The sequence below is a fragment of the Pseudoalteromonas sp. SW0106-04 genome (assembly GCF_001293805.1).
Lineage (GTDB): Bacteria > Pseudomonadota > Gammaproteobacteria > Enterobacterales > Alteromonadaceae > Pseudoalteromonas > Pseudoalteromonas ruthenica.
In genome coordinates this window covers 37,106-60,329 of sequence record NZ_BCAI01000012.1, presented here as the reverse complement: position 1 = coordinate 60,329, position 23,224 = coordinate 37,106, and the positions used below count along the sequence as shown (strand labels likewise).

At 48.2% G+C, this 23,224-nt stretch carries 18 protein-coding genes; 3 read left to right on the top strand and 15 right to left on the bottom strand.

Annotation, left to right across the window (positions count from 1 at the left end; all coding sequences use genetic code 11):
- Positions 1–8 precede the first annotated feature (8 nt).
- The 8 genes from W04_RS13935 to ccoN form a co-directional block, all read right to left on the bottom strand.
- Positions 9–680 carry a sulfite exporter TauE/SafE family protein gene (locus W04_RS13935; protein ID WP_053911246.1) on the bottom strand — a complete coding sequence of 224 codons (672 nt, stop codon included), beginning with the start codon at positions 678–680 and terminating at the stop codon, positions 9–11.
- Positions 667–840 (bottom strand): cbb3-type cytochrome oxidase assembly protein CcoS, encoded by a 174-nt coding sequence (gene ccoS, locus W04_RS13930; protein WP_022943660.1) that lies wholly within the window; start codon positions 838–840, stop codon positions 667–669. Before ccoS ends, W04_RS13935 begins: the two co-directional genes overlap by 14 nt.
- The gene (locus W04_RS13925) at positions 837–3,221 is read right to left on the bottom strand and encodes a heavy metal translocating P-type ATPase (RefSeq protein WP_053911245.1); all 2,385 of its coding nucleotides are present in this window, start codon (positions 3,219–3,221) and stop codon (positions 837–839) included. Before W04_RS13925 ends, ccoS begins: the two co-directional genes overlap by 4 nt.
- The gene (locus W04_RS13920; RefSeq protein ID WP_022943662.1) at positions 3,222–3,722 is read right to left on the bottom strand and encodes a FixH family protein; all 501 of its coding nucleotides are present in this window, start codon (positions 3,720–3,722) and stop codon (positions 3,222–3,224) included.
- A 113-nt stretch (positions 3,723–3,835) separates the two neighbouring features.
- Complete coding sequence (gene ccoP, locus W04_RS13915; RefSeq protein WP_022943663.1) at positions 3,836–4,804, bottom strand: cytochrome-c oxidase, cbb3-type subunit III; 969 nt, start codon at positions 4,802–4,804, stop codon at positions 3,836–3,838.
- Entirely contained in the window at positions 4,801–4,986 is a 186-nt protein-coding gene (locus W04_RS13910) for a CcoQ/FixQ family Cbb3-type cytochrome c oxidase assembly chaperone (protein ID WP_045978669.1), read from the bottom strand. Before W04_RS13910 ends, ccoP begins: the two co-directional genes overlap by 4 nt.
- Positions 4,987–4,991: 5 nt before the next feature.
- Entirely contained in the window at positions 4,992–5,612 is a 621-nt protein-coding gene (ccoO, locus tag W04_RS13905) for a cytochrome-c oxidase, cbb3-type subunit II (RefSeq protein WP_022943665.1), read from the bottom strand.
- Between the two features lie 10 nt (positions 5,613–5,622).
- Positions 5,623–7,056: a cytochrome-c oxidase, cbb3-type subunit I gene (gene ccoN / locus W04_RS13900; RefSeq protein ID WP_022943666.1), complete on the bottom strand. Its 1,434-nt coding sequence runs from the start codon at positions 7,054–7,056 to the stop codon at positions 5,623–5,625.
- A 310-nt stretch (positions 7,057–7,366) separates the two neighbouring features.
- Between ccoN and W04_RS13895 the strand changes: the two genes are divergently transcribed.
- From W04_RS13895 to W04_RS13885, 3 genes are all read left to right on the top strand, one after another.
- Positions 7,367–7,858 (top strand): hypothetical protein, encoded by a 492-nt coding sequence (locus tag W04_RS13895; RefSeq protein ID WP_053911244.1) that lies wholly within the window; start codon positions 7,367–7,369, stop codon positions 7,856–7,858.
- A gap of 576 nt (positions 7,859–8,434) precedes the next feature.
- Positions 8,435–11,137, top strand: coding sequence for a TonB-dependent receptor (locus W04_RS13890; protein ID WP_022943668.1), 2,703 nt, complete (start codon positions 8,435–8,437; stop codon positions 11,135–11,137).
- 112 nt (positions 11,138–11,249) lie between these two features.
- On the top strand, positions 11,250–12,623 hold the full coding sequence (locus W04_RS13885) for a hypothetical protein (RefSeq protein WP_053911243.1): 1,374 nt from the start codon (positions 11,250–11,252) through the stop codon (positions 12,621–12,623).
- A gap of 12 nt (positions 12,624–12,635) precedes the next feature.
- On the opposite strand, the gene W04_RS13880 is transcribed toward W04_RS13885, so the two are convergent.
- The 7 genes from W04_RS13880 to W04_RS13850 all read right to left on the bottom strand — a co-directional run bounded on the left by W04_RS13880 (position 12,636) and on the right by W04_RS13850 (position 23,220).
- The gene (locus W04_RS13880) at positions 12,636–12,887 is read right to left on the bottom strand and encodes a hypothetical protein (protein WP_053911242.1); all 252 of its coding nucleotides are present in this window, start codon (positions 12,885–12,887) and stop codon (positions 12,636–12,638) included.
- Positions 12,888–12,906: 19 nt separating this feature from the next.
- A complete protein-coding gene (locus W04_RS13875; protein ID WP_082342242.1) occupies positions 12,907–13,713 on the bottom strand; it encodes a CsiV family protein in 807 nt (268 codons plus the stop codon).
- Complete coding sequence (gene mfd, locus W04_RS13870) at positions 13,710–17,186, bottom strand: transcription-repair coupling factor (protein WP_053911240.1); 3,477 nt, start codon at positions 17,184–17,186, stop codon at positions 13,710–13,712. The genes W04_RS13875 and mfd overlap by 4 nt, the downstream gene beginning before the upstream one ends.
- Before the next feature lie 13 nt (positions 17,187–17,199).
- Positions 17,200–18,099: a carbon-nitrogen hydrolase gene (locus tag W04_RS13865; protein WP_053911239.1), complete on the bottom strand. Its 900-nt coding sequence runs from the start codon at positions 18,097–18,099 to the stop codon at positions 17,200–17,202.
- The gene (locus tag W04_RS13860) at positions 18,096–19,136 is read right to left on the bottom strand and encodes an agmatine/peptidylarginine deiminase (protein WP_053911238.1); all 1,041 of its coding nucleotides are present in this window, start codon (positions 19,134–19,136) and stop codon (positions 18,096–18,098) included. The genes W04_RS13865 and W04_RS13860 overlap by 4 nt, the downstream gene beginning before the upstream one ends.
- Before the next feature lie 118 nt (positions 19,137–19,254).
- Positions 19,255–19,839, bottom strand: coding sequence for a PilZ domain-containing protein (locus W04_RS13855; RefSeq protein ID WP_053911237.1), 585 nt, complete (start codon positions 19,837–19,839; stop codon positions 19,255–19,257).
- 207 nt (positions 19,840–20,046) lie between these two features.
- The gene (locus W04_RS13850) at positions 20,047–23,220 is read right to left on the bottom strand and encodes an efflux RND transporter permease subunit (protein ID WP_053911236.1); all 3,174 of its coding nucleotides are present in this window, start codon (positions 23,218–23,220) and stop codon (positions 20,047–20,049) included.
- Between the last annotated feature and the right edge of the window lie 4 nt (positions 23,221–23,224).

Genomic DNA, 23,224 nt, shown 5'->3' with positions numbered 1-23,224 from the left:
TGTTAAATCTACGTCAGTAGAGGTTGGCTTGCAACAATAAGGCTATACAACCCATACCAAAGTAATAGATTACCAAGTGCTAGGCGCACCCATGGGTGATTGAGGCTACGCTTTATAAATTGGGCGCCTAATCCTAATGCCAACATGGCAGGGAGTGTCCCAAGCGCAAAGCATAACATAAATAGTGCGCCATTAATCGCGCTTTGGCTGGTGATAGCCCAAGTTAGCGCGCTGTAAACTAAACCACATGGCAGCCACCCCCAAAGTGCACCATAACCCAGGGCCTTGGGATAGGTATTAATTGGCATTAGGTAGCGGTTTAATTTTACGATATGGCGCCACAAAGCCCATTGTCCGGCTTTTTCAACTGGGCCAAGGGCATTAAATAGCCGCATCACGTACAGGCCAACCAAAACCATAAAGACTGCGCTGAATAAGCTTAATACTTGGCTGAGGGTGTTACTCTGCTTGGCAAAGGCAGCACTTAGCCCTCCTACAAGGGCACCCGCTAGGGTATAGCTAAACAACCGACCTATGTTGTAAGCACTGGCTGCACCGACGGCATTAAGGTCCTTACTGGCCAATTGAAAACTACCGGCGATACCGCCACACATAGCAACGCAGTGGCCGCTGCCGGCAAGGCCCATAAGCAAAGCAGCGATAAAGTTAATCTCGCTCATTGCTCTTGTCGTGCTCTTCTTTGTCGTCCTCAAAGAGAATGCTGTGACCTTGTTTATCTAAGTCGGAAAATTGCTCGCTTTTGACTGCCCAAAAGAAAATGCCGATGGCAATAATCACGAACAAAATAGCGATAGGGATTAACACATAAATAATGCTCATAGGCGTAATAGTCGCAACGAGTTGGTAATAACAATAATGGAGCTGGCAGACATACCTATGACCGCCATCCACGGCGCCACGAGACCCATCGCTGCCAAAGGCAAGATAGCGCCGTTATAACACAGCGACAGTGCCAAGTTTTGACGAACAATTCGGCGTGTTTTTTTGGCAATGGTGATAAGCTTAGACACCGAACGTAAATCGCTGTTTAACAATACCACATCGGCGGTGTTCTTCGAAATATCGGCGCCGCTATCCATCGCAATCGATAAATGTGCGGCGTTAAATACCGGACTGTCATTGACGCCGTCGCCAACCATGGCACAGATATCTCCTTGATTATGCCACGATTGCATCAGTGCTAATTTGTCTTGTGGCAGCAGCGCACTGTGACATGCATCTAATTGCAGTTGTTGGCTTAATTGGGCACCTTTATCGGAGGGGTCGCCAGTGAGCATCACGCGCTCAATGCCTTGTTGTTTTAACTCCTGTTGCAGCTCTTGTGCATATTCTCTTACTTTATCTTGTAAAAAGAATGCGGCCACGGCGGATTCGTTTACATACAACACCGCCTGCGCGTTTTTAGGTTGCGGGCCTGCAAACCAGCTTGCTTTACCAATGTGTACACGCTGACCTTGCCAGATACCAGCCACCCCATAACCTGTGTGTACTTGGGCATCGGTGATGACTTGTTGGGCAGCAGCACTCGCACTCTCGGTAAACGCTTTGGCTATGGGGTGCTCGGAATACGCTTCTAAAGCGCTGGCCAATGTATGTATTTGCTGCTCGTCGTAAGCATTATCTAGTATTTCCGTGTGGTCAATAACAAAGCGCCCTAATGTCAGGGTGCCCGTTTTATCAAAGCCCACCTTGGTGAGCTTGGTGGCTGTCTCTAACACATGAGACTGTTTGATTAACACCCCGCGCTTGGTAAGGTTGGCCACAGCACATGTTAGTGCGGTGGGGATGGCCAAACTCAGTGCACATGGGCAAGTTGCAACCAACACCGCAATGGTGATCCAAAAGGCGTGCTCGGGAGCAATACTGTACCAAGCTACTGCGGTAATCGAGGCAAAAACGAGTAAGCAGGCAACAAACCACTGGGCAACTTTGTCGGTTACTTGGGCAATGCGCGGGCGTTGGCTTAATGCTGAGTGTTGCAGTCTGATGATTTGGTTGACCAAGGTGTTTTGGCCCACTTTGTTGATCTCTATCGTCAATACGCCGTCATGGTTGAGAGTGCCAGCATGGACTTGGTCGCCTACGCGCTTAGTCACAGGGTGGTGCTCGCCGGTCATCATTGACTCATCAACACTGGAATGCCCTGCAATCACCACGCCGTCAGCGGCAATGGTTTCGCCAGCTTTGACGCGTACGATGTCACCTAGAGAGAGGAGTTTGGCACTGGTTATATGTTCTTCATTATTCTCTACTTTGCGCGCTGTTAAGGGCAGTAATTTTTGCAAATTAGCAGTAAATTCACTGGCTTTAAGGCGGGCGCGAAACTCTAAATACTTACCCAGTAACAGCAAGAAGGTAAACATACAAATGGATTCGAAATACACTTCGCCTTGCTCGCTCAAAGTGGCATAACAACTGGCAAAATAGGCACCAAATATCGCCAAGGATACAGGGACATCCATATTCAATTGTTTAGCGCGAAGACCACTGATGGCATTGGTTAAAAAGGGCAGTGCAGAGTAAAAAATAACGGGCGTAGCAAGGGTTAAGCTGATCCAGCGGAAGTATTGCTCGAAGTTATCTTCCATCCCCGAGAACATGCCAAAGTACATAGCAAAGGCGAACATCATCACCTGCATGGTCATCAGGCCCGCGACGCCAAGGCGACGGATAAAGCTCTTGGCCGTTGCTTGTTTTTGTGCCGCTTCACTATCAGCTTGAAAAGGGTAACTCTTATAACCGATCTCAGCGAGACTGGTGATCAAGGTGCTGAGCTTGACCTGTTCGTCGTTCCACACCACCATGGCGCGATGAGTAGAGGTATTAACATCAACACGTTTTACGCCCTGATGGGCGAGCAGTTGCCTTTCAATAAGCCAAGCGCAGGCAGCACAACTGATCCCTTCGACACTGAGCAGCACCTCTTTATCGTCGCCTTGATGAGCCACAAACTCTTGCTGAATACTTTCTTGGTCGTAGCTTTTTATAAGTGCAAGTTGTTCTGGCACGAGCTGTTCGACTTTACCGGCAGACTCTGTGCGATACTTATAATAATCGGTCATGCCTTGGTCAACGATGGTCTGGGCGACAGCTTTACAGCCAATGCAACACATGGGCTGCGCATGACCTTGAATGGTGACCGATTCATTAAAGCCAGCCGGAACTGGCTCAAGACAGTGAAAACACGTCTTTGCGCTCATTTACTTATACTCAGGGTCAACTTTTACGGTGCCGTTCAAGGGCAGCTGAATATTTTCTTTTAGCTTCCAGCTGTCATCAAAAGGAGTAATAAAGACAGTGTAAGCGCCCTGTGGGATAGGGGAGTCTAATAGCGCTGTGAATTCACCACGGGCATTTTGCGTGAGTCTAAAACGAATATCTTTTTCTTCAATGGTGCGGTGATACAGGCCGATATTGAGTGCTGCAACTTTTGACGCGTCGCCTTTGGTAAAGCGGAACACCACACGCTCTTGGTCAATATCAAGGTCGCCGTGTAAGTAGAGCGCTTTGGCTTTATTAAACTTGCTCAGCTCGAGGTTGATGGCCTTGCCTTTTTTGTAATAATCATCCACTACCATATCAGGACCATTGCCAACAGCGAAGGTGATAAGACCGATGCAGGCTATTATTGTCACTAATGGGAAAAACAACAGAAACCAAGGCCAAAACTGCTTATACCAAGGGGGAGACACTGCTTTCATAACGCACTTCATATTGCCGAATAGTGGCTGCTATTTTACGGTATTAGAACAAAAATTCCCAAAAAAAAGCCTCCAAATTAGGAGGCTTTTTTGATTTCAATTAATCTAAGCGATTATTTTTCCTGAGACAGGCTGTATACGTATGCCGTTAACAGGTGAACTTTGTCCTCGCCAAGAATTTCTTTCCAAGCGGGCATGACACCGGCGCGACCGTTACGTAGCGTCTCTTCTACTGAACGCTTAGAGCCACTACCGTATAACCAAATGTTATCGGTAAGGTTAGGTGCCCCAAACGGTAGGTTGTGAGCAACAGAGCCTTTACCATCAGCACCGTGACAGGCAGCACACATAGCGAACTTAGCGGCACCGGCTTCAGCATCTTTTTGGTTAACTGTACGCCCGGAAAGGCTAAGTACATAGGCGGTCATCTCTTTGATACCTTGGTCACCCAATGCAGCTTCCCAGCTTGGCATGGCAGCTACACGACCATGCAGTAATGTTTCTTTGATCTTATCTGGCGAGCCACCATATAACCAATCATTATCGGTCAGATTAGGGAAGCCGTCACCGCCACGCGCATCAGAGCCGTGACATTGTGCGCAGTTTTGTAAGAACAAACGTTGACCAATTTCTAACGCCTTTTCATCCGCTGCTAAGTCAAGTACATCACGCTTAGCAAAAGACTCAAAGATAGGGCCATAGCGTTTTTCAGCGGCACGAATTTCATCGTCAAGCTGAATACGGTAGCCATTTTCTTCGGCTTCACTGACGGCTTGCTTTGACTCTTCTAAAGACGTAATGCCTTGGTTCGAGCTTTTCCACTTAAATAGGCCTTCAAAGTTACCTAAACCAGGGTAAGCAGCCAGGTAAAACACTGCCCAAATAAAGGTGGCGAAGAACATGTATGTCCACCATTTTGGTAGTGGGTTGTTCACCTCTTCAATGCCATCAAATTCGTGGCCACAACTTTCACCCTCTTTTACACCCACATAGTTTTTCAAGTTCCAAACTAGTAGAGCAAAAATGAGAGCTAGACAGGCCACTGTTAACACGATGACCCAAATACTCCAAAAGCTAGTCATTTCTCAGACTCCTTTTCCTCATGTGTGATTGTGTTTTGGTGTTTCTTTTCGTCTTCAAACACCGAGTTGGCTGCATCGTCGAAGCGCTTCTTACTGCGCTTACTGAATGCCCACAACACAATCACGATAAAAAGTACCATTATTACCAGAGTTAAAATGCCTCTGAACGTGCCGTAATCCATAATAATTACTTCAAGTGTGTGCCAAGTTGCTGCAAGTAGGCGATTAAGGCTTCCATTTCGGTTTTGCCTTGAACCGCTTCTTTGGCGCCTTGAATGTCTTCATCCGTATAAGGCACGCCAAAATCCTGGAATACTTCCATTTTCTTAGCCGTTAACTCGCCATCAAGTACGTTTTCATCCAACCAAGGAAAAGCTGGCATGTTTGACTCTGGAACCACAGCGCGTGGGTCCATAAGGTGGGCGTAGTGCCAATCGTCAGAGTAGCGCTCGCCTACACGTGCAAGGTCAGGACCGGTACGTTTTGAGCCCCATTGGAAAGGGTGATCCCATACCGACTCACCGGCCACCGAGTAGTGACCATAGCGCTCTACCTCGTCACGGAAAGGACGGATCATCTGTGAGTGACAGTTGTAACAACCTTCACGAACATAGATATCACGGCCTTCAAGCTCAAGCGCTGTGAGTGGGCGTAGCCCATCTACAGGCTCAGTGGTGTCTTTTTGGAACATCAGCGGGGTGATTTCCACAAGCGCACCAAAGCTAATCGCGAACACCGTTAGGATGGCCATCAGGCCGACGTTCTTTTCAACAATTTCGTGTTTGTTGCTAGAGTTTTTATTGCTCATCATCTACCCCTTAAGCTGGTTGTGCCTGTGTATCGTCAGCGATTGCGCCTTTTTTGGCAGCAATGGTGCGATAACAGTTATAAGCCATAACCAACATACCCGTTACGATGAATACACCGCCTAGGAAACGCATGATGTAGAAGGGATAAGACGCTTCTAGTGATTGTACGAAGCTGTACATTAAGGTGCCGTCTTCGTTCACTGCACGCCACATTAGACCCTGCATTACACCTGAAATCCACATTGCAACGATGTAAAGTACAACGCCCACAGTGTGTAGCCAGAAATGCGTGTTAACCAGCTTGATGCTGTACATGCGACCATGGCCGAACAATGCCGGGATTAGGTGATAGATTGCACCAATAGAAATCATCGCTACCCAACCAAGCGCACCAGAGTGTACGTGACCTACGGTCCAGTCAGTGTAGTGAGATAGGGCGTTTACCGATTTGATAGCCATCATCGGACCTTCGAACGTTGACATACCGTAGAACGATAGCGATACAACTAGGAAACGAAGTACTGGATCGGTACGCAGTTTGTGCCACGCGCCCGACAGGGTCATGATACCGTTGATCATACCACCCCAAGAAGGTACGAATAGAATCACCGACATCACCATACCCAGCGACTGTGTCCAGTCTGGCAGAGCAGTGTAGTGTAGGTGGTGAGGACCAGCCCAAATGTAAAGAGATACAAGTGCCCAGAAGTGTACAACCGATAAACGGTACGAGTACACAGGACGCCCCGCTTGTTTAGGAACGAAGTAGTACATCATCCCAAGGAAGCCCGCTGTCAGTAGGAAACCTACTGCGTTGTGGCCGTACCACCATTGCACCATGGCATCCACTGCACCGGCATAAATGGAGTATGACTTGGTCAGCGAGACCGGCACGGCCATGCTGTTCACAATGTGTAAAACGGCTACCGTGATAATGAAACCAGCATAGAACCAGTTTGCCACGTAAATGTGTGACACCTTACGCTTGATTAGCGTGCCGAAGAACACCACGGCATACGAGACCCACACGACGGCAATCAGAATATCAATTGGCCACTCAAGCTCAGCGTACTCTTTTGAGCTAGTAATACCCATAGGTAAGGTAATTGCTGCAAGTACGATGACAAGTTGCCAGCCCCAGAACGTGAAGGCCGCGAGTTTGTCGGAGAAAAGACGGGTTTGGCAGGTGCGTTGCACAACGTAATAAGACGTTGCAAAAAGGGCACTGGTGCCGAAAGCGAAGATAACTGCGTTCGTATGTAACGGACGAAGTCGAGAGTAAGTTAGCCATGGGGTATCGAAGTTCAACGCTGGCCAGGCAAGCTGGGCGGCAATCAGAACACCGACACTCATGCCAACGATGCCCCAAATCACTGTCATAATAGCGAATTGGCGAACAACTTTATAGTTGTACTCAGTTTGTGATGCTACTGTTTGGCTCATTGTCAGGTTTCCGCTGCATTATTATGCGATTAGAAATGAATTACCTATTCTACGCGAATAGGCCCTACTGATTGTGCTCCAAGCCCGCTATCTAAAACCCTCAACACTTTGAGCATTTCAGAAAACACACTCGAAACACGCTTATTATTTTCGGCCGAAATGATAAAATTTTTGACCTTAAAAAGATAGCGCAAATGGCTAAAATAATGACTTCAATCAAATTATCCCAAGAAGTTGGGGAAAATTTAACTGACTTCTGGTGTAATAAAGCATCAGCCGAATAATGTGTTAGCTACAAGTACGTAATACAGTGACAGAATCGATTACTTCACCACGCGTTGAGCGTGAAAAAAAATACCACTCAAGCGGCCACCCCCTTCGCTCTGGTGTTGGCGCACTGTTCTGCACATTATTGCTTATCGCTGGTTGTGACAGCGACTCGACGACAAGTATAGAAAATCTCAGTACGAATACCAGTTGTTGCGAGCATCAGCAGCAAACACATCAAAACATTACCTTTGCCTTGAGCGCTGAACAGGTTCACCCTGAGAGCCCGTTCGCGATAAAACTAATACTGCCTGAGCACACTCAAGTAGTTAAAGCGCACCTAGAGGGTGTTGGCATGTACATGGGACGTATCCCGGTTTTGTTCAACAAAGTAGGTGCGGATACCTGGGTTGCAAGCACTCAAGTAGGGAGTTGCAGTGAACCAACAATGCGCTGGCGACTCGTTGTTGAAACTGCACAAAACACTCAACAGCAAACTCATCACTTCCAATTTACCTCGACCCCACCATATTAACTCGACCTCAGCATATTAAAAGGCAAAGGCACTGGCGCACTCGGTGTCGATAAGCTGATGCGATAAGTCTTTATTGCACAGGGAATATCTGCGTGTCTGTGAAGTAACGTGCATAAAAAATCATCCAAACCTGTATTAAATTCGTTCAAGTTAAGTGTTTGTACCACGCTCACATCGATCGCGAACGCTGTGCGCTTATAAAAAATAGTGGAGGTTTTTGAATGGGGTAATAAGTTTGTGTGTATAGGTTGTAAATAATCATTTAAGTTAAAACAATTACCGCCGGTTACATTGAATTACAAAATGCGTACACATAGTTTCATTAGTCAAATAAGTGTATGAAAGTAGGGTGGAGGGACTGCTTTTGCTGGGTTGTGGGTTGATACATTTATAACATTTCTTTACATGGGAAATGTATCTATATACCTATAGCTTAGCTAGGTTAAAATTAAATCTTTCATTCAGTTATCATTCATTTAAATAGTCCTAAGTTGCGTCTCGTTATGCAGTACCTTCATATAAAAATGAACTGCTATCGGCCCGATATGGGTAAAAATTCAACAAGTAGGGTTTAATATGAAAAAGACACAACTAGGGCTAGCCGTTGCTGCGGCACTGCCTATGTTCTCAAGTGTTCAAGCAATTGCGGCAGATTCTTCAGCTGAAGCAATTGAAAAAATTCAAGTGACCGGCTCACGCATCAAGCGTGCCGACATGGAAACTGCTAGCCCAGTTACATTGATTGGCGCCGATGACATCAAAGCGATGGGCGCAACCAGCATCGACAGCGTTTTGCAAAAAATGACTGCGACTGGCGGTGCCATGACCAACCCAGGTATCAACAATGGTTCAGGCGGTAACGCGCGTATCGACCTACGTGGTCTTGGTTCTCAGCGTACGCTAGTACTGGTAAATGGTCGTCGTATGATTAACTCTGGTACTGGTGCAGCGTCAACTGTTGACCTTAACACTATCCCAGTATCAATGATTAAATCAGTTGAAGTACTGAAAGATGGCGCATCTGCAGTATATGGTACTGACGCGGTAGCGGGTGTTGTTAACATCATCCTTAAAGACAACTTCGAAGGTCTAGACATGAACCTTAACACTGCGATGAGCGGTGAAGGTGATGCAGAAGAAAGCTCATTCGACGTTACACTAGGTAGTTCTTTTGACCGTGGTAACGTTGTAATCGGCATGCAATACACAGATCGTGGTGAAGCATCTCAAGGCGATCGCGATTTCTCTACCTGTCCTCTTGCTGAAGGTGCAAATGGCTTATATTGCACAGGTTCTTCGTACAACGAAGGTGGTCACATTTGGAACGGCAATGGTGAAAAAGGTAAAACTGTTAACGCTAAAGGCGAAGACATTGAAGTTTCACTTATTGACGACAATGGTGTAACCGGTCGCGGTGGTGAATATCATCGTTACGGCAACGAAGATGCTTACAACTACTCACCAGCTAGCTACCTTTACACGCCAATGGAGCGTTTAAACTTAACTGGTATCGCTACTTATGACCTAACTGATGACACTCGCCTATTCAGTGAGTTCACTTACACCAAGCGTTGGTCAGAGCAGCAAATGGCTCCTCAGCCAGTATGGTTTGACTTTGACTACACAGAAGCGATGGGCGATGCATTGCTAAGCCAAAGCTATGACAAGCGTGTAGACCTTGATGGTGACGGTTACCTAGATAAAGATGCTGATGGTAACTATGTAACTCAAGAAACAAATTACCAATACGGTGACACTATCTCTTACGGCCGCCGTATGAGCGATACTGGTGCACGTTTCTTCGAACAGTCTGTAGACACAGTTCGTGCCGTAATTGGTGCGGAAGGTTTCATTGGCGATTACGCATGGGATGTATCAGCTAACTTTGGTCGTAACGACTCAGTTGATAAGCTAAGCAACCTACACAACATGGGTGCTATCCAAGACCAAATCACTGAAGGTACTTTCAACCCAATCGATCAAGCCGCTTGGGTGTCGGAAGAATTCCGTAAAAACGTTTACACTGAAGTAAACAACGGTGGTAGCCAACTATTCATCTTGTCTGCGTCTGTATCTGGCGAAATGTTTGAAATGCCAGCGGGTTACTCAGCATTTGCTGCAGGTGTTGAGCGTCGTCAAGAAAAAGCATGGTACACGCCTGATTCACTAACAGCACAGGGTCTGGCCAACGATCCACCAGTTGAGCCAACCTCAGGTGGATTCGATGTAAACGAAGCGTACGTAGAATTTGCTCTACCACTTCTTGCAGACGTGCCTTTTGCTGAAATGGTTGACCTAAGCGCAGCAATCCGTGCGTTCGACTACAGCACGTTCGGTAGCGATGAAACATGGAAACTAGGTCTTACTTGGAAAGTCAACGAAGAGCTAATGCTACGTAGTGTTGTTTCAACAGCATTCCGTGCGCCAACTGTTGACGAGCTATACTCTGGTAACTCTCCGTCATTCGAGCAGATCACCTTCCCAGGTGCGCAAGACCAGGCGGAAGTAACTGTAGGTGGTAACCAAGACTTGACTCCTGAAGAAGCTGATACGCTAACTGCAGGCCTAGTATACGAGCCAAGCTGGTTCGAAGGTTTCTCAATGACTTTCGATTACTACGATATCGAAATCGAAAATGCGATTGCTAGCGTGAGCTCAGAGACCATCCTTCAGCAGTGTCTTGCAACAACTGACAACGCCAATAGCGCACTATGTCAGTCAGCAAACGTTACTATGGACTCAACTGGCCGTGTTAAATTCAACAACCAGCTACAAAATATCGGCTCAGAGCAAACTTCTGGCTACGATATTAACCTAGCGTACACGTTTGAAGCAGCTGGTCTTAACTGGCGCACAAGCCTAGATACAACTGTACTTGATGAGTATGTTGTTGAAGTAGACGGCACTATCACTGATTATGCTGGCTTAATTACAGCTGGCGACGGTGGTTTTGCAGAGTTGAAGTCTAACTTCACTCTAAACATCGCTGGTGATAACTGGGATATGCAGTATCAAGCTCGTTACATTAACGGTATGGATAGCCAAAACTGTTTGGCAGACCCAGCAGCTTGTTACGCACCAACTACGCCAAGTGTGACTTATCATGACCTAAGCGGTTCATACATCGTTTCTGACATGGTTACTTTGACAGGTGGTGTGAACAACTTGTTTGACAAGCAACCTCCATACTACTCAGGTAACAATGACTCAAATACTGACCCGTACACTTATGATGTACTAGGTCGTCGCTTCTTCGCAGGTGTGAACGTTAAGTTCTAAACTGCGCTAAGCTACGAGTAATAAAATGCCCATCAGCTTGCTGATGGGCATTTTTTATGTGTCTAAACAATGGTATAACTAAGTTGAATTCAGCAACTCAGGTACGGCTCCTTTGCATCATCATATTAGCTTCAAACAAGATGAAGGCCTCAGGCTGCAAATCAGTCAATCGCTGTTGCCAAAGTCTCATTCGCTCGTGGAGTTGTATCTTTGCATTCCCAATGAAATGGGGATCAATCCTAATACTTTAAGTGAAGAAAGCTTTTATCATAACCATGTGAAAACGCGCATGGCTTATAACGCCAGTGGCATCCACCTGCCTTTGGTGCGTAGTCGTTTTATAAGTAAAAACCGAGGTGATGAGCAAGACTATCGGCAGAACCTCAACTTGTATTGTTATCAAGTAAGGTTGGCGTTAGATACCGATGTCAATGAGGCGCTGGCAATAAAGGAGCCGGATGCATTTTTTATCCGTGTTCAAGCCATGCAACAGGAAACTGAGCGACTATTAAAGCGTTTACGGCGATATAAGCCCAAAGAGGAAAAGCTGTTGTCGTTTTTTTACAATGCCGACAATTTTCTTAGTTGGCACGCTGAGCAAGTGATTTTAAAGCTCCTTGATAAAGGACCGAAAAGCAGTGAACATGGTGTTGAGCGCAAGCAATTACTTCAGTTTTGTGAGGCAGAAAACGGCTACCGCGAACAAAAACGTTATAACTCTGTATCCACTGTGGATGACCCCAATCGGCTAGCGAATAAAATGCATTTGTTGCAACGCTTAATCGAGCATGGGGTGGTGCTCAGACGAGAAACTAGAAACTTAAACACCTTATTAAGACGCGTTGTTAAAGGCTCGGTTACCGCGATTATGATGGCCTTTGTCATGTTATTGGTGCTGACTGCACGGACCAACTTCACTCAGGTAACTATCGGTTTAGTCGCTTTATTAGGCACCATTTACGGGCTCAGGGAGATCTTTAAAGAAGACATCACGCGTATTATTTGGCGTCGTATTATTATGGGCCGTGCTAAATGGTTACAGTCTTTTTATAACTCCACTACGAAAGTGAAAGTGGCGAAACAAAAGGTATGGTTGGAATATATAAAACCAACGCGGATCCCCAAAGAGATAGCGGCTATCTTCTCTAAGCGTCGACAGCAAAATAAGCAGGCAGCGCAATGGATGTATATGCGCTTTGAATGTGATGTGCCCGTGAATACCTTTATGCCAGGCTACGATGCCTTGCACCAGAGCATAAACATTAGCATGGCGCCGATGGTGCGCTACTTACGTAAAGGGGAAGGGCGGGTATATGAGTACAGCGGCAAAAAAATCCGCAAGCATGCCGTTGAAAGGCGTTATCAAATCAATGTAGTACTAGTAACGCGTGATGATAACCACGAGGCTCAGGCCCAGCGCTATAAAATTACCCTCAATCGCTCACAAATAGTTGCCCTGGAAAAAATCGGCTCACCCAGTGCGTGAGCCGTGGCCTTGTTACAGCCCTTTTTCTGAATAGAGTGTTACTTTGTCGGAAACTAAGGTTATTTGGATATTCTTGCTTTCAGAGCCCCAAATACAGTTAGTGTGAAGCGCTTTCTTTTCACACGCATCAGCTTCTCCAAGCAGGGCTTCGACTTCGGTTTTGTCCATGCCGACAGACAGTTGCTCGTAATTTTCCAGCGTTACTTTCGAGCAGCCACTCAAGGTGAACACGGTGGCTAAAGAGAGAAAGAGAGATTTTTTCATTGTTTTTCCTCACATTGAATTAATGGTTAAAGCGCCTTATTTGCACCAGCATGCCTAGTTGTGGGTGGTCAAAATAATGGATTTCGCCGGAAATAACACGACGAAATTGCGAAAACTCGCCACTCAAGTGTGTTTCTGTATCCCCAGTCTGACGCAATGTTAACGCTGAGGTAATATAGAGGTAATGGTTTAGATGCACCTTTAAAAAGCCATCTAACTGCCAAATTAAGTTATATTCCGCACGTATTGGGCTCAAAAAATCTGCGCTATTAGGCACGTTTTTTGGCACTCGAGCGATTAACTCGCCCCCGTACAAGCGGAATTTAGGGGCCGTTCGTTTCGACTGCCCAGGAAAGCGCCAACCTGTGTGCAAAAGCACTTGCCTACCAATGCGCGCCAGCTGATCACGCTTATCGCTAAATTGCAATTGCGATTGGGCTAGCACATAAGGCGTATCGGTATGTTCATGCACCTCACCATCGACGACCTGAGGTAAACGGGTCAGTGCGGTAAAATTCTCTTTGCTGTATTCACACGCTGCGGATACTTGGTTTTCACTTGCGAGCAGAGGTTTGTCAGGCGTAGCGGGTGGGTCAATCTGCCCCGCTAAACACTGCTTGGTGAGCGTCGTGATATAGCCCTCAGTGATAATATCGTCATTACTGTGATAATCATCGAGTTTGGCATTGTCATTCGCTAAGGTCTCACTGATTAACGCATCAGGTTGGCTAAACACCAAGACCTCAATTTCGAACCAGCGCCCATCGGCGGCGTAGCTCAGGCTACTAAAACACCCAGCCATCAGCATGGCTATTATTCTTATCATTTACTTCCTACCTTGGCTTCGAAATCCGCAATCATTGCGGTGATCAGTTTTAAGCGCTCTTGAGCATTGGCTTCATCAATCATAAAGCGTAACCGATTGGCGCCTTCCATTCTATAGTGCTGTGGATCAGCTTGGATTAAACCAATAATAAATTCGGGGCTAACCTTGGTCTGCTCACTAAACTCAAAGTACCCGCCCTTAGGATTGGCCTCAACCTTAGTGATACCCAAGGCCCCAGCGCGGATTTTCAGTTGCTGCACGGCAAATAAATTCTTGGTGGCATCAGGGAGTAGGCCGAAACGGTCAATAAGTTCGACCTTCAGCTCATCAAGGGCATCAAAATCACTGGCACTGGCGATACGCTTATACAGCCCCAAGCGCAGATTAACATCACTGATATAATCATTGGGCAATAGCGCAGCCAGTTTAATATCAACTTCGGTGTGCGATTTAATCAGCTTATCTAAAGTGGGTTCTTGGCCATTTTTTAGCGCTTCCACCGCTTGTTCTAACATCTCCATGTACATGCTAAATCCGATGGTCTGGATTTGCCCGCTTTGCTCATCGCCAAGTAGTTCACCGGCGCCGCGAATCTCTAAGTCATGGGTGGCCAAGGTGAAGCCCGCACCGAGGTCTTCAAGGGACTCGATGGCTTCTAAGCGTTTTTGCGCGTCTTTCGACATCGCTTTAGGACCCGGGGTGAGCAAATAGGCATAGGCCTGGTGGTGGCTACGGCCGACGCGCCCGCGCAACTGGTGCAATTGCGCTAAGCCGAGACGATCCGCGCGGTCCATGATAATGGTATTGGCACTGGGGATATCAATGCCAGTCTCTATGATGGTGGTACACACCAACACATTAAAGCGTTGATGGTAAAACTCGCTCATTAGGCTTTCGAGTTCACGCTCACGCATTTGTCCGTGAGCGACGGCGACACTGGCCTCAGGCACGACTTTACGAATATCCTCGGCAGTGCGCTCGATGGTTTCAACGTTGTTATGGAGGAAATACACCTGACCACCGCGTTTAATTTCCCGCAAAATAGCTTCACGGATCATGTCATCGTCTCGTTGGCGCACAAAGGTCTTCACCGCTAAACGTTTGGCTGGCGGCGTGGCAATAATGGATAAGTCACGCATGCCACTCATGGCCATGTTTAGGGTTCGTGGAATTGGCGTGGCCGTTAGGGTGAGAATGTCGACATCTGCACGTAGGGCCTTAATTTTTTCTTTCTGACGCACCCCGAAACGGTGCTCTTCATCGACAATAAGTAATCCAAGGTCGGCGAACTTAATGTTTTCTTGCAACAACTTATGGGTGCCGATAACAATATCGACTTGGCCATCTTTTATTTTGGCTAAGGTGGCATTTTGCTCTTTGGTGGATTTGAACCGTGACAAAATATCGACTTCCACAGGGAAGTCGGCAAAGCGGTCACGGAAGTTCTCAAAGTGTTGCTGCGCCAACAGTGTGGTGGGCACCAATACCGCCACTTGCTTAGAATCGGCAACGGCAGTATAGGCTGCGCGCATCGCCACTTCGGTTTTACCAAAACCGACGTCACCACAGACCAAGCGATCCATGGCATTTTTGCTTTGCATATCGCTGAGCACGGCATCAATAGCATTCTGCTGATCGTCGGTGGCCTCAAACACAAAATTATCGCTGAATTGTCGATAACCGGCATCATCGAGAGCAAACTTATAGCCTGGCTTAGCTTGGCGTTTGGCATAGATATCGAGCAGCTCAGCGGCCACATCACGGACTTTCTCGGCAGCGCGGCGTTTGGCTTTCTCCCAGGCATCAGAGCCAAGTTTATGTAATGGCGCGCTGGCTTCCTCTCCCCCGGAATAACGACTGAGCATATGCAATGCCGATACCGGTACATAGAGCTTGGCATCATTGGCATACATGATGGTGACGAATTCCGTGGCAACACCCGCTGCGTCCAACGTTTCTAAGCCCACATAGCGGCCCACACCATGGTCTAAATGGACGATTGGCTGGCCTTCTTTGAGTTCTGCTAAGTTGCGGATCAGCGCGTCACTGCTGGCCTGGTGTTTATGTTTACGGCGGCGGCGTTGTGATACGCGGATCCCGAGCAGTTCTTGCTCGGTGATTAAACTGACACGGGCATTGTGAGTAAGCACCACGCTTTGCTCAAAAGGTGCCACCAGTAAAGAAATATCCGCGTCGCTGTCTAGGCATTGTGCCAAGGTATCAAAGGCGCGAATTTTCAAGCCGCTGGGTTTGAGCAACGTCAGTAGCGCTTCACGACGGCCATCGGATTCTACGCACAGCACGATACGCGCGCCTTGGCGCTTTTGCTCTACGGCATAATCTAAAAAGGCGCCATAGGGAGGCTGCTTACTATGATCTATGCGTACCTCGGGCAACGGCTCGCAGGGAAGATTAAAGTAGCCGGCTTTGGTTGGCAGCTTCGCTTGCGATAAATCAATGCGCGGATAGGCTTTGCACTGCTGGTTCAACTCTTCAATGGGCAAGTAGAGCTGGTTAGGTGGTAACAGCGGTCGCAGAGGGTCCACCTTGCGGCTTTCATAGCGGCTGTGTACATCATCTAAAAACTGCTGGGCACCATGTTGGGTATCGCCCATATGCATAAATACCGCTTGCTCGGGTAGATAATCAAATAAGGTGCCCAAGTGATCAAAAAATAGCGGCAGGTAGTACTCAATACCCGCAGGCAGGGCGCCTTTGCTGACTTGCATATATACCGAGTCTTGCTCGGCACTGGCACCAAAAGCCTCGCGATATTGGATGCGAAAACGTTCAATGTCGCTATCCGTGGTGCCAAATTCATGCGCCGGTAATAAATTGATGTGGCTTATATTATCGCTAGAGCGCTGGCTGTCGACATCAAAGTGACTCATGCTGTCTATTTCATCGTCGAACAAATCAAAACGCACAGGCGCGTTTTGACCCATTGCGAATAAGTCGACCACCGAGCCGCGCACCGCATACTCACCATGGGCCATCACCTGCTGGGTGTGGATGTAACCGGCATCATCAAGCTGTTTGCGCAACTTGTCGATGTTAAGCGTGTCACCAACCTGATAAACAATGGCATTGCCATAAATAAATTCTTTCGGCGCAGCACGCAGCATAAGCGTGGCAACGGGCACAATCAGCACGCCGTGGCTGATATTGTTCAAACGACTGAGGGTATGCAGCCGGGTAGAGACAATGTCTTGATGAGGTGAGAAATGATCATAAGGCAATGTTTCCCAGTCAGGAAACACCATCACTTCATCACGGCTCAAGGTCGCATGTAATTCATGCTCGAGCTTCAACGCACTGGGGGTGTCCGGTGTCACTAACACCACTAACTGCTGATGTTGCTTAACCGCTTCGCCAATGCTCAGAGCGAGGGCACTGCCATGTAGCTGGCCCCACTTTATTTTGTCTTGTTGTGTCTTTACCCAAGGCAATTCAATGAACTGCGCTAACTGCATGGAATACTCCGTTTTAATCGCGATAAAGTTTGGTTAAATCACCATAATGATCGATGCGGCGATCGCGTAGGTAGGGCCAAATGCGACGGACTTTTTCGCCGCGCTGTAAATCAAGCTCTGCCACTAATACTTCGGGTTTATCATCACAGGCTTTAGCCAGTAACTCACCCTGCGGCCCGGCGATAAATGAGTGACCCCAGAAATCGATCCCGGCGCTGTGCCCGCTTGGATCGGCCTCAAAGCCGGTGCGGTTGGCACTGATAACATAGACACCATTGGCTACTGCGTGGGCGCGCTGGGAAATAACCCAGGCATCTTGCTGGCGTTGTTGCTCAGCAGCGTCATCATTTTTATCCCAGCCAATGGCGGTCGGGTAAATCAAGATTTCAGCGCCTTTAGTGGCCATTAATCGCGCTGCCTCTGGAAACCATTGATCCCAACACACCAACACCCCTAAGGTGCCAAGCGAGGTTTTTATTGGCTCAAACCCTAAATCACCGGGCGTGAAGTAAAACTTCTCATAGAACCCGGGGTCATCAGGAATATGCATTTTGCGATACTTACCAGCAATACTGCCATCCGTTTCCAGCACCACGGCGGTGTTGTGGTACAAGCCGGCGGCGCGACGCTCGAATAGTGAGGCAACGATCACTACCCCGAGCTCTTTTGCAAGCTCGCCAAAGACTTGTGTGCTCTGACCAGGTATGGTCTCAGCCAAATCAAATTGCTCTACATCTTCGCTTTGACAAAAATATAAGCCAGTATGCAGCTCCTGCAGGACCACCAACTGGGCGCCTTGCGCGGCTGCTTCACGAATGCCGTTAATAGACTGTGTTAGGTTGTAATCACGCTCGGCGGTATTTTGCTGTTGCACCAAGGCAACACGCAATGATTGTTGGGTTGGGGCGCTCATCGTTCCTCCAAAAAGCCATGCGGTAGTTGCATGGTTATACAGTGTAAGCTGCCAAATTGTTCAATCAGCGCGCGACAATCGATACCGATCACCTCACGCTCAGGATACGCCTTGGCGATTTGCTTAAGCGCCACGGCATCATGTGGGTCGTTATAGGTTGGCACCAACACCGCGCCATTGATAATTAAATAATTCGCATAGGTGGCCGGTAAGCGTTGACCCTCGGCGTTGGTGATGGGTCCGGGCCAGGGTAGGGCAATAAGGTGGTAAGGCTCATTATCGAGCCCTCTTAGTGCCACGAGCTCCTCACGCATCGCGCCCAAAGCCTGATAGTGCTCATCGTTAGGGTCGTCGCAATGCATGTATACCAGCACATTATTTGGAGCAAAACGCACTAAAGTATCAATGTGGGAGTCGGTATCATCGCCAGCTAAGTAGCCGTGCTCTAACCACAGTATTTTTTGTGCTCCTAGTAGTTGCGCTAAGGTGCTGTCGATTTGTGCGGCCGATAACTGTTGGTTGCGATTCTCATTGTGAACACATTGACGGGTACTCAACAGCACCCCATGCTCGTTGATTTCAACGGCGCCGCCTTCAAGGATAAATTCACTGCGCTCTACGTTTACTTGAGCGCTAAGGGCCTGAGCGAATACTTGCTGGTTAATGGCGTTGTCTTTCTCGGCTGCATATTTACCGCCCCAAGCGGTAAACTGACAGTCGAGGGCTTTTAGCCCAGTGCCATCACTTAGAGTCAGTGGGCCATGGTCACGCGCCCACGTATCGTTGCACTGAGCGCGGACAAAACGCACCTGATTCAAATCGGTGTGCTGTGCTGTCAATCGCACCCGGATATGGGCTTCAAGCGCTTCGTTGTCGACAACGATAAGCAGCTTTTGACGCTGGCTAATATGATCGCACAGCGCTAAATACACGCTCTCGACAGCTGGCAAATTCGCCGCCCAATCGGTATTCGAATGCGGCCAGGTTAACATCACGGCATCCTGCTGATGCCACTCAGGGAGGAGTCTAAACGTCATTTCAATGAATCACAGAAAAACAAGCCGCTAGTTTAGCACTTACAGCTTGAATGTCAGCTAAATAAGGCCCGGAATTATTATCATGGAGCACCGCCAAAAACGGGTAGGTATCTAAGCGTTAATTTTCGCGTTGCTGTTCATGGCGCTTTTTCAGTTGTCGAGTTTGAGCGTGTAAACTGGCGCGTACGAGAAGCTCTTGGTCTTGCTCGCGAATAGTAGCAAAGAGAATCTTGTGCAAACAGCCATCGTCCTGGGTATCAACCGCAATGACTTCGCCATAGCAGTAGATGGCGGCGGCCTCTTGCTCTAAAAACAACTTACACCGCACATACTGGCCAACCTCCATTGGCTGTTCACGTCGTAAGGTAAACCCTGAGCCTCCGTAACTTTGGCAGCGTTCATTGGGCTGGTCGGTACTTTCCTGCATCAAAATATGGCTAAGAATGAGATCGATTTTACGGGACTGCAGTGATAAGTAGTGGGCGAGTTCATTGGCGGTTTCACCGAGCAGCCGCAGCGGTCGAAGCGCTGATTGTTCGAGCGTATTGACTTCATTGGCGAGGCGAAAAAGCGGCGGGATATCGCGCTCTAGAGCGTCGGCATCGGTGGGAACGAGGTCGGACTCTATGCTCTCTACGACGACATTCACGCTTTCTTGAATTTGAAAAAACTCGGCGAATAACTCGCTTTTTTCATTGCTCATGTTGCTCACTTATCTCAACCACATTACTTAAATGACCTTGTCGGCACAGTCATTGTTGCACAGCACTATGAGCAGCGCTGCCATGAAGCCTTACCCTACTGCTGAAAGTAAGTTTTAACTTGCTGATTTTTCTATAGTAGCTTTCATTGCAACGTTTGAAAAGAAAAGGCGCTATAACAGCGCCTTTGGGAGCAGTTTTGGTAGCGGCTAAAGTAGGCCTTCGTCAGTTTCTACCTGCTCCTTTTTATGTTGCGCTGCGATTTCCTCGCTCAGCGCTTGGCGTGAGCGCTTTTCACCAATACGGCGCTCGGTGAGCCAATAGAAGAACAGTGGGACAAAGAACACGGCTAGGAAGGTCGCGGCCATCATCCCGCCCATCACCCCGGTTCCCACACTATGACGGGCACCGGCGCCAGCACCGGAGCTCAACACTAAGGGCACAACGCCAAGAATAAAGGCCAATGAGGTCATAATTATGGGGCGAAAACGCAGCCGGGCTGCTTCTAATGCGGCGGCGGCAGCGCTCCAGCCTTGCTGATGTTTGAGCAAGGCATACTCAACAATCAAAATGGCGTTTTTGCCTGCTAAGCCCAGCAGGGTGACCAGACCAATTTGGAAGTAAACATCATTTGTGAGCCCTGCCACCCAAATTGAAATCAGTGCGCCAAAGGTGCCAAAAGGCAAAGCCAGCATCACCGACAAGGGCAGTGACCAACGCTCGTATAAGGCTGCAAGAATCAAGAACACCATGATCACTGCTAATCCTAATGCTAATCCGGTGGTGCCAGAACTGCGTTTTTCTTGAAACGCGGTGCCGGTCCAGTCATAGGTCATACCCGCTGGCAGCACTTGCTCGGCAATACGTTCAATTTCGGCAATCGCTTGTCCGGAGCTGTAACCCGGGGCAGCTTCACCGAGTAACTTTACGGCGGGTAAATTATTATAACGACTCAAGCTATCCGGCCCCCGGGTAAATTCCACCGTGGTGAAAGCCGACATCGGGACCATGTCACCAGAGTGACTCTTGACGTAAATTCGGCCGATGTCTTGCGGCTGCATACGATATTCGGCGTCGGCCGACATTAATACTTGCCATGCACGTCCAAACTTATTGAAATCATTAACATAGTAAGTACCCAGCGTACCGGCCAGCGTATTGAAAGCATCATTGATGTTTACACCCATCGCTCGCGCTTGCTCCCGGTCTATATCCACTTTAAGCTGTGGAGCATCGGGGCGCCATAAGGTTTGCACGCTGCCGACAATTGGGCTTTTTTGCGCTTCACTCATAACCAGCTGCATAGCTTGTTGAAGCTTCTCTGGGCCACCTGCGCCTTTATTTTGAATGTAAAACTCAAAACCACCGGTGGTGCCTAAACCGAATATAGCGGGGGGATTAAAAGCCAGTACTAAGGCTTCATTAATGTGTGCGGTTTTGCCAAACAACTCTGCCACTAAGGCCTTAGTATCGACCTCGCGGTCATCCCAATGGGTTTGCGTAACAAATAAGGTTGCGGCGGAGTTTTTATAGCCGCCCCCGATAAAGTCAAAGCCAGTAAAAGCAGCGACATTTTCGTTGGCGGGGTTGGATTTAACCGCCGCGACTACTTCATCAACCACCGCTGCGGTGCGCTCTAGTGATGAACCATCCGGTAGAAAAACAGCGGCAATATAGAAGCCTTGATCTTCATCGGGTACCAAGGAGCTCGGCGTTTTTTGCCAAATGCCAACAGTTGCGCTGACCATGGCTATCATTAACACCAGCCCAAGCACGCCACGACGCACCATAAACCCAACGGCGCCCACATATTTATGGGTCACCGCGCTGAAGAACTTATTAAACCAAATGAAGAAACCGGCTGTTTGTTTATGCTCATGCTTTAAAATCATCACACAAAGCGCCGGAGTCATGGTTAACGCAACCACACCAGAGAGACTCACAGAGATAGAGATGGTAATCGCAAATTGGCGGAAAAGTTCACCGGTTAGCCCACCCAGAAAAGCAATCGGCACGAACACTGAACACAGCACCAACACAATGGCTACCACTGGCCCAGAAACCTCTCGCATCGCCTTGATAGCTGCTTCGTGAGCACTGACATGCTCTTCGTGCATGATGCGCTCAACATTTTCAAGCACCACGATGGCGTCATCAACCACAATGCCTATAGATAACACCATGCCAAATAGCGTCAGCGTATTGATGGAATAACCCAACATATACATGCCAGCAAAGGTGCCTAATAACGAGACCGGGACCGCTAACGTAGGGATAAGTGTGGCACGCCAGTTCTGTAAAAATAAGAACACCACCAGAAATACCAATAACATGGCTTCGGCCAGGGTTTTTACCACCTCTCGAATGGACACCTCGACAAAGCGGGTGGTGTCGTAAGAGACCACATGCTCAAGACCCGTAGGGAACTGCGGTTTGAACTCAGCCATCACGCCGTTGACTTCTTTGGCTACGTCCAGCGCGTTGGCGCCGGGTTGCAGAAATATTCCCAACAGCACCGCTTCTTTGCCATTGACGGTGCCGTTAAAGTTGTAGTCCTTGGAGCCGAGCTCAACTCGAGCAACGTCTTTAAGGCGTAAGCTGCTGCCGTCAGGGTTCGAGCGAACAATGATATTCTCGAATTCTTGTGGCTCAGACATGCGCCCGCGTGCGGTGACACTATAAACCAAAGATTGCGGTGACTTGGAAGTCGGGGTCGCACCAATTTTACCCGCTGCATATTGCGAGTTTTGCACCCGAATCGCATTAGCCACCTCATCCACGGTAACGCCCAGTTGGCTCATTAAGTCAGGACGTAACCAGATACGCATGGCGTAATCTTTAGCGCCAAATATTTGTACATTGGTAGTGCCAGGGATGCGTTTAATACGATCGAGAATGTTAAGGGTGACATAGTTCGACGTCCACAATGACGAGCGTGACCCATCAGGGGAGTAAAACGCGTGCACTTGCAAAAAGCTCGACGAGCCCTTTTGCACCACCACGCCTTGCCGTCGAGTCTCCTCCGGTAAGCGAGCTTCCACCTGTTTCACGCGGTTGTTCACATCCACAGCGGCTTGGTCGACATCAGTGCCGATTTCAAAGGTCACCTCAATGGTGGTTGCGCCGGCGCTGCTGGAGGTTGAGGACATATACATCATGCCCTCAACACCGGTAATGGCATTTTCGATCGGCGCCGCCACTGTTTGCTCCAAAACTTCGGCGGAAGCGCCAGGATAACTGGCTGTGACTTGCACCACAGGAGGGGCAATTTCCGGATACTGAGCTATGGGCAGGGCACGCATGGCAGCTAAACCGGCAAGGACAATGACAATGCTGATCACAAAAGCAAAAATCGGCCTATCAATAAAATAACGAGAAAACATAATG

Bases quoted from the DNA above. Each gene is read 5' to 3' on its own strand.
- W04_RS13935 (WP_053911246.1), bottom strand. From the start codon at position 680: ATGAGCGAGATTAACTTTATCGCTGCTTTGCTTATGGGCCTTGCCGGC.
- ccoS (WP_022943660.1), bottom strand. From the start codon at position 840: ATGAGCATTATTTATGTGTTAATCCCTATCGCTATTTTGTTCGTGATT.
- ccoN (WP_022943666.1), bottom strand. From the start codon at position 7,056: ATGAGCCAAACAGTAGCATCACAAACTGAGTACAACTATAAAGTTGTT.
- mfd (WP_053911240.1), bottom strand. From the start codon at position 17,186: ATGCAGTTAGCGCAGTTCATTGAATTGCCTTGGGTAAAGACACAACAA.
- W04_RS13860 (WP_053911238.1), bottom strand. From the start codon at position 19,136: ATGACGTTTAGACTCCTCCCTGAGTGGCATCAGCAGGATGCCGTGATG.
- W04_RS13880 (WP_053911242.1), bottom strand. From the start codon at position 12,887: ATGAAAAAATCTCTCTTTCTCTCTTTAGCCACCGTGTTCACCTTGAGT.
- W04_RS13890 (WP_022943668.1), top strand. From the start codon at position 8,435: ATGAAAAAGACACAACTAGGGCTAGCCGTTGCTGCGGCACTGCCTATG.
- W04_RS13875 (WP_082342242.1), bottom strand. From the start codon at position 13,713: ATGATAAGAATAATAGCCATGCTGATGGCTGGGTGTTTTAGTAGCCTG.
- W04_RS13850 (WP_053911236.1), bottom strand. From the start codon at position 23,220: ATGTTTTCTCGTTATTTTATTGATAGGCCGATTTTTGCTTTTGTGATC.
- W04_RS13865 (WP_053911239.1), bottom strand. From the start codon at position 18,099: ATGAGCGCCCCAACCCAACAATCATTGCGTGTTGCCTTGGTGCAACAG.
- W04_RS13920 (WP_022943662.1), bottom strand. From the start codon at position 3,722: ATGAAAGCAGTGTCTCCCCCTTGGTATAAGCAGTTTTGGCCTTGGTTT.
- ccoO (WP_022943665.1), bottom strand. From the start codon at position 5,612: ATGAGCAATAAAAACTCTAGCAACAAACACGAAATTGTTGAAAAGAAC.
- W04_RS13910 (WP_045978669.1), bottom strand. From the start codon at position 4,986: ATGGATTACGGCACGTTCAGAGGCATTTTAACTCTGGTAATAATGGTA.
- W04_RS13925 (WP_053911245.1), bottom strand. From the start codon at position 3,221: ATGAGCGCAAAGACGTGTTTTCACTGTCTTGAGCCAGTTCCGGCTGGC.
- W04_RS13855 (WP_053911237.1), bottom strand. From the start codon at position 19,839: ATGAGCAATGAAAAAAGCGAGTTATTCGCCGAGTTTTTTCAAATTCAA.
- ccoP (WP_022943663.1), bottom strand. From the start codon at position 4,804: ATGACTAGCTTTTGGAGTATTTGGGTCATCGTGTTAACAGTGGCCTGT.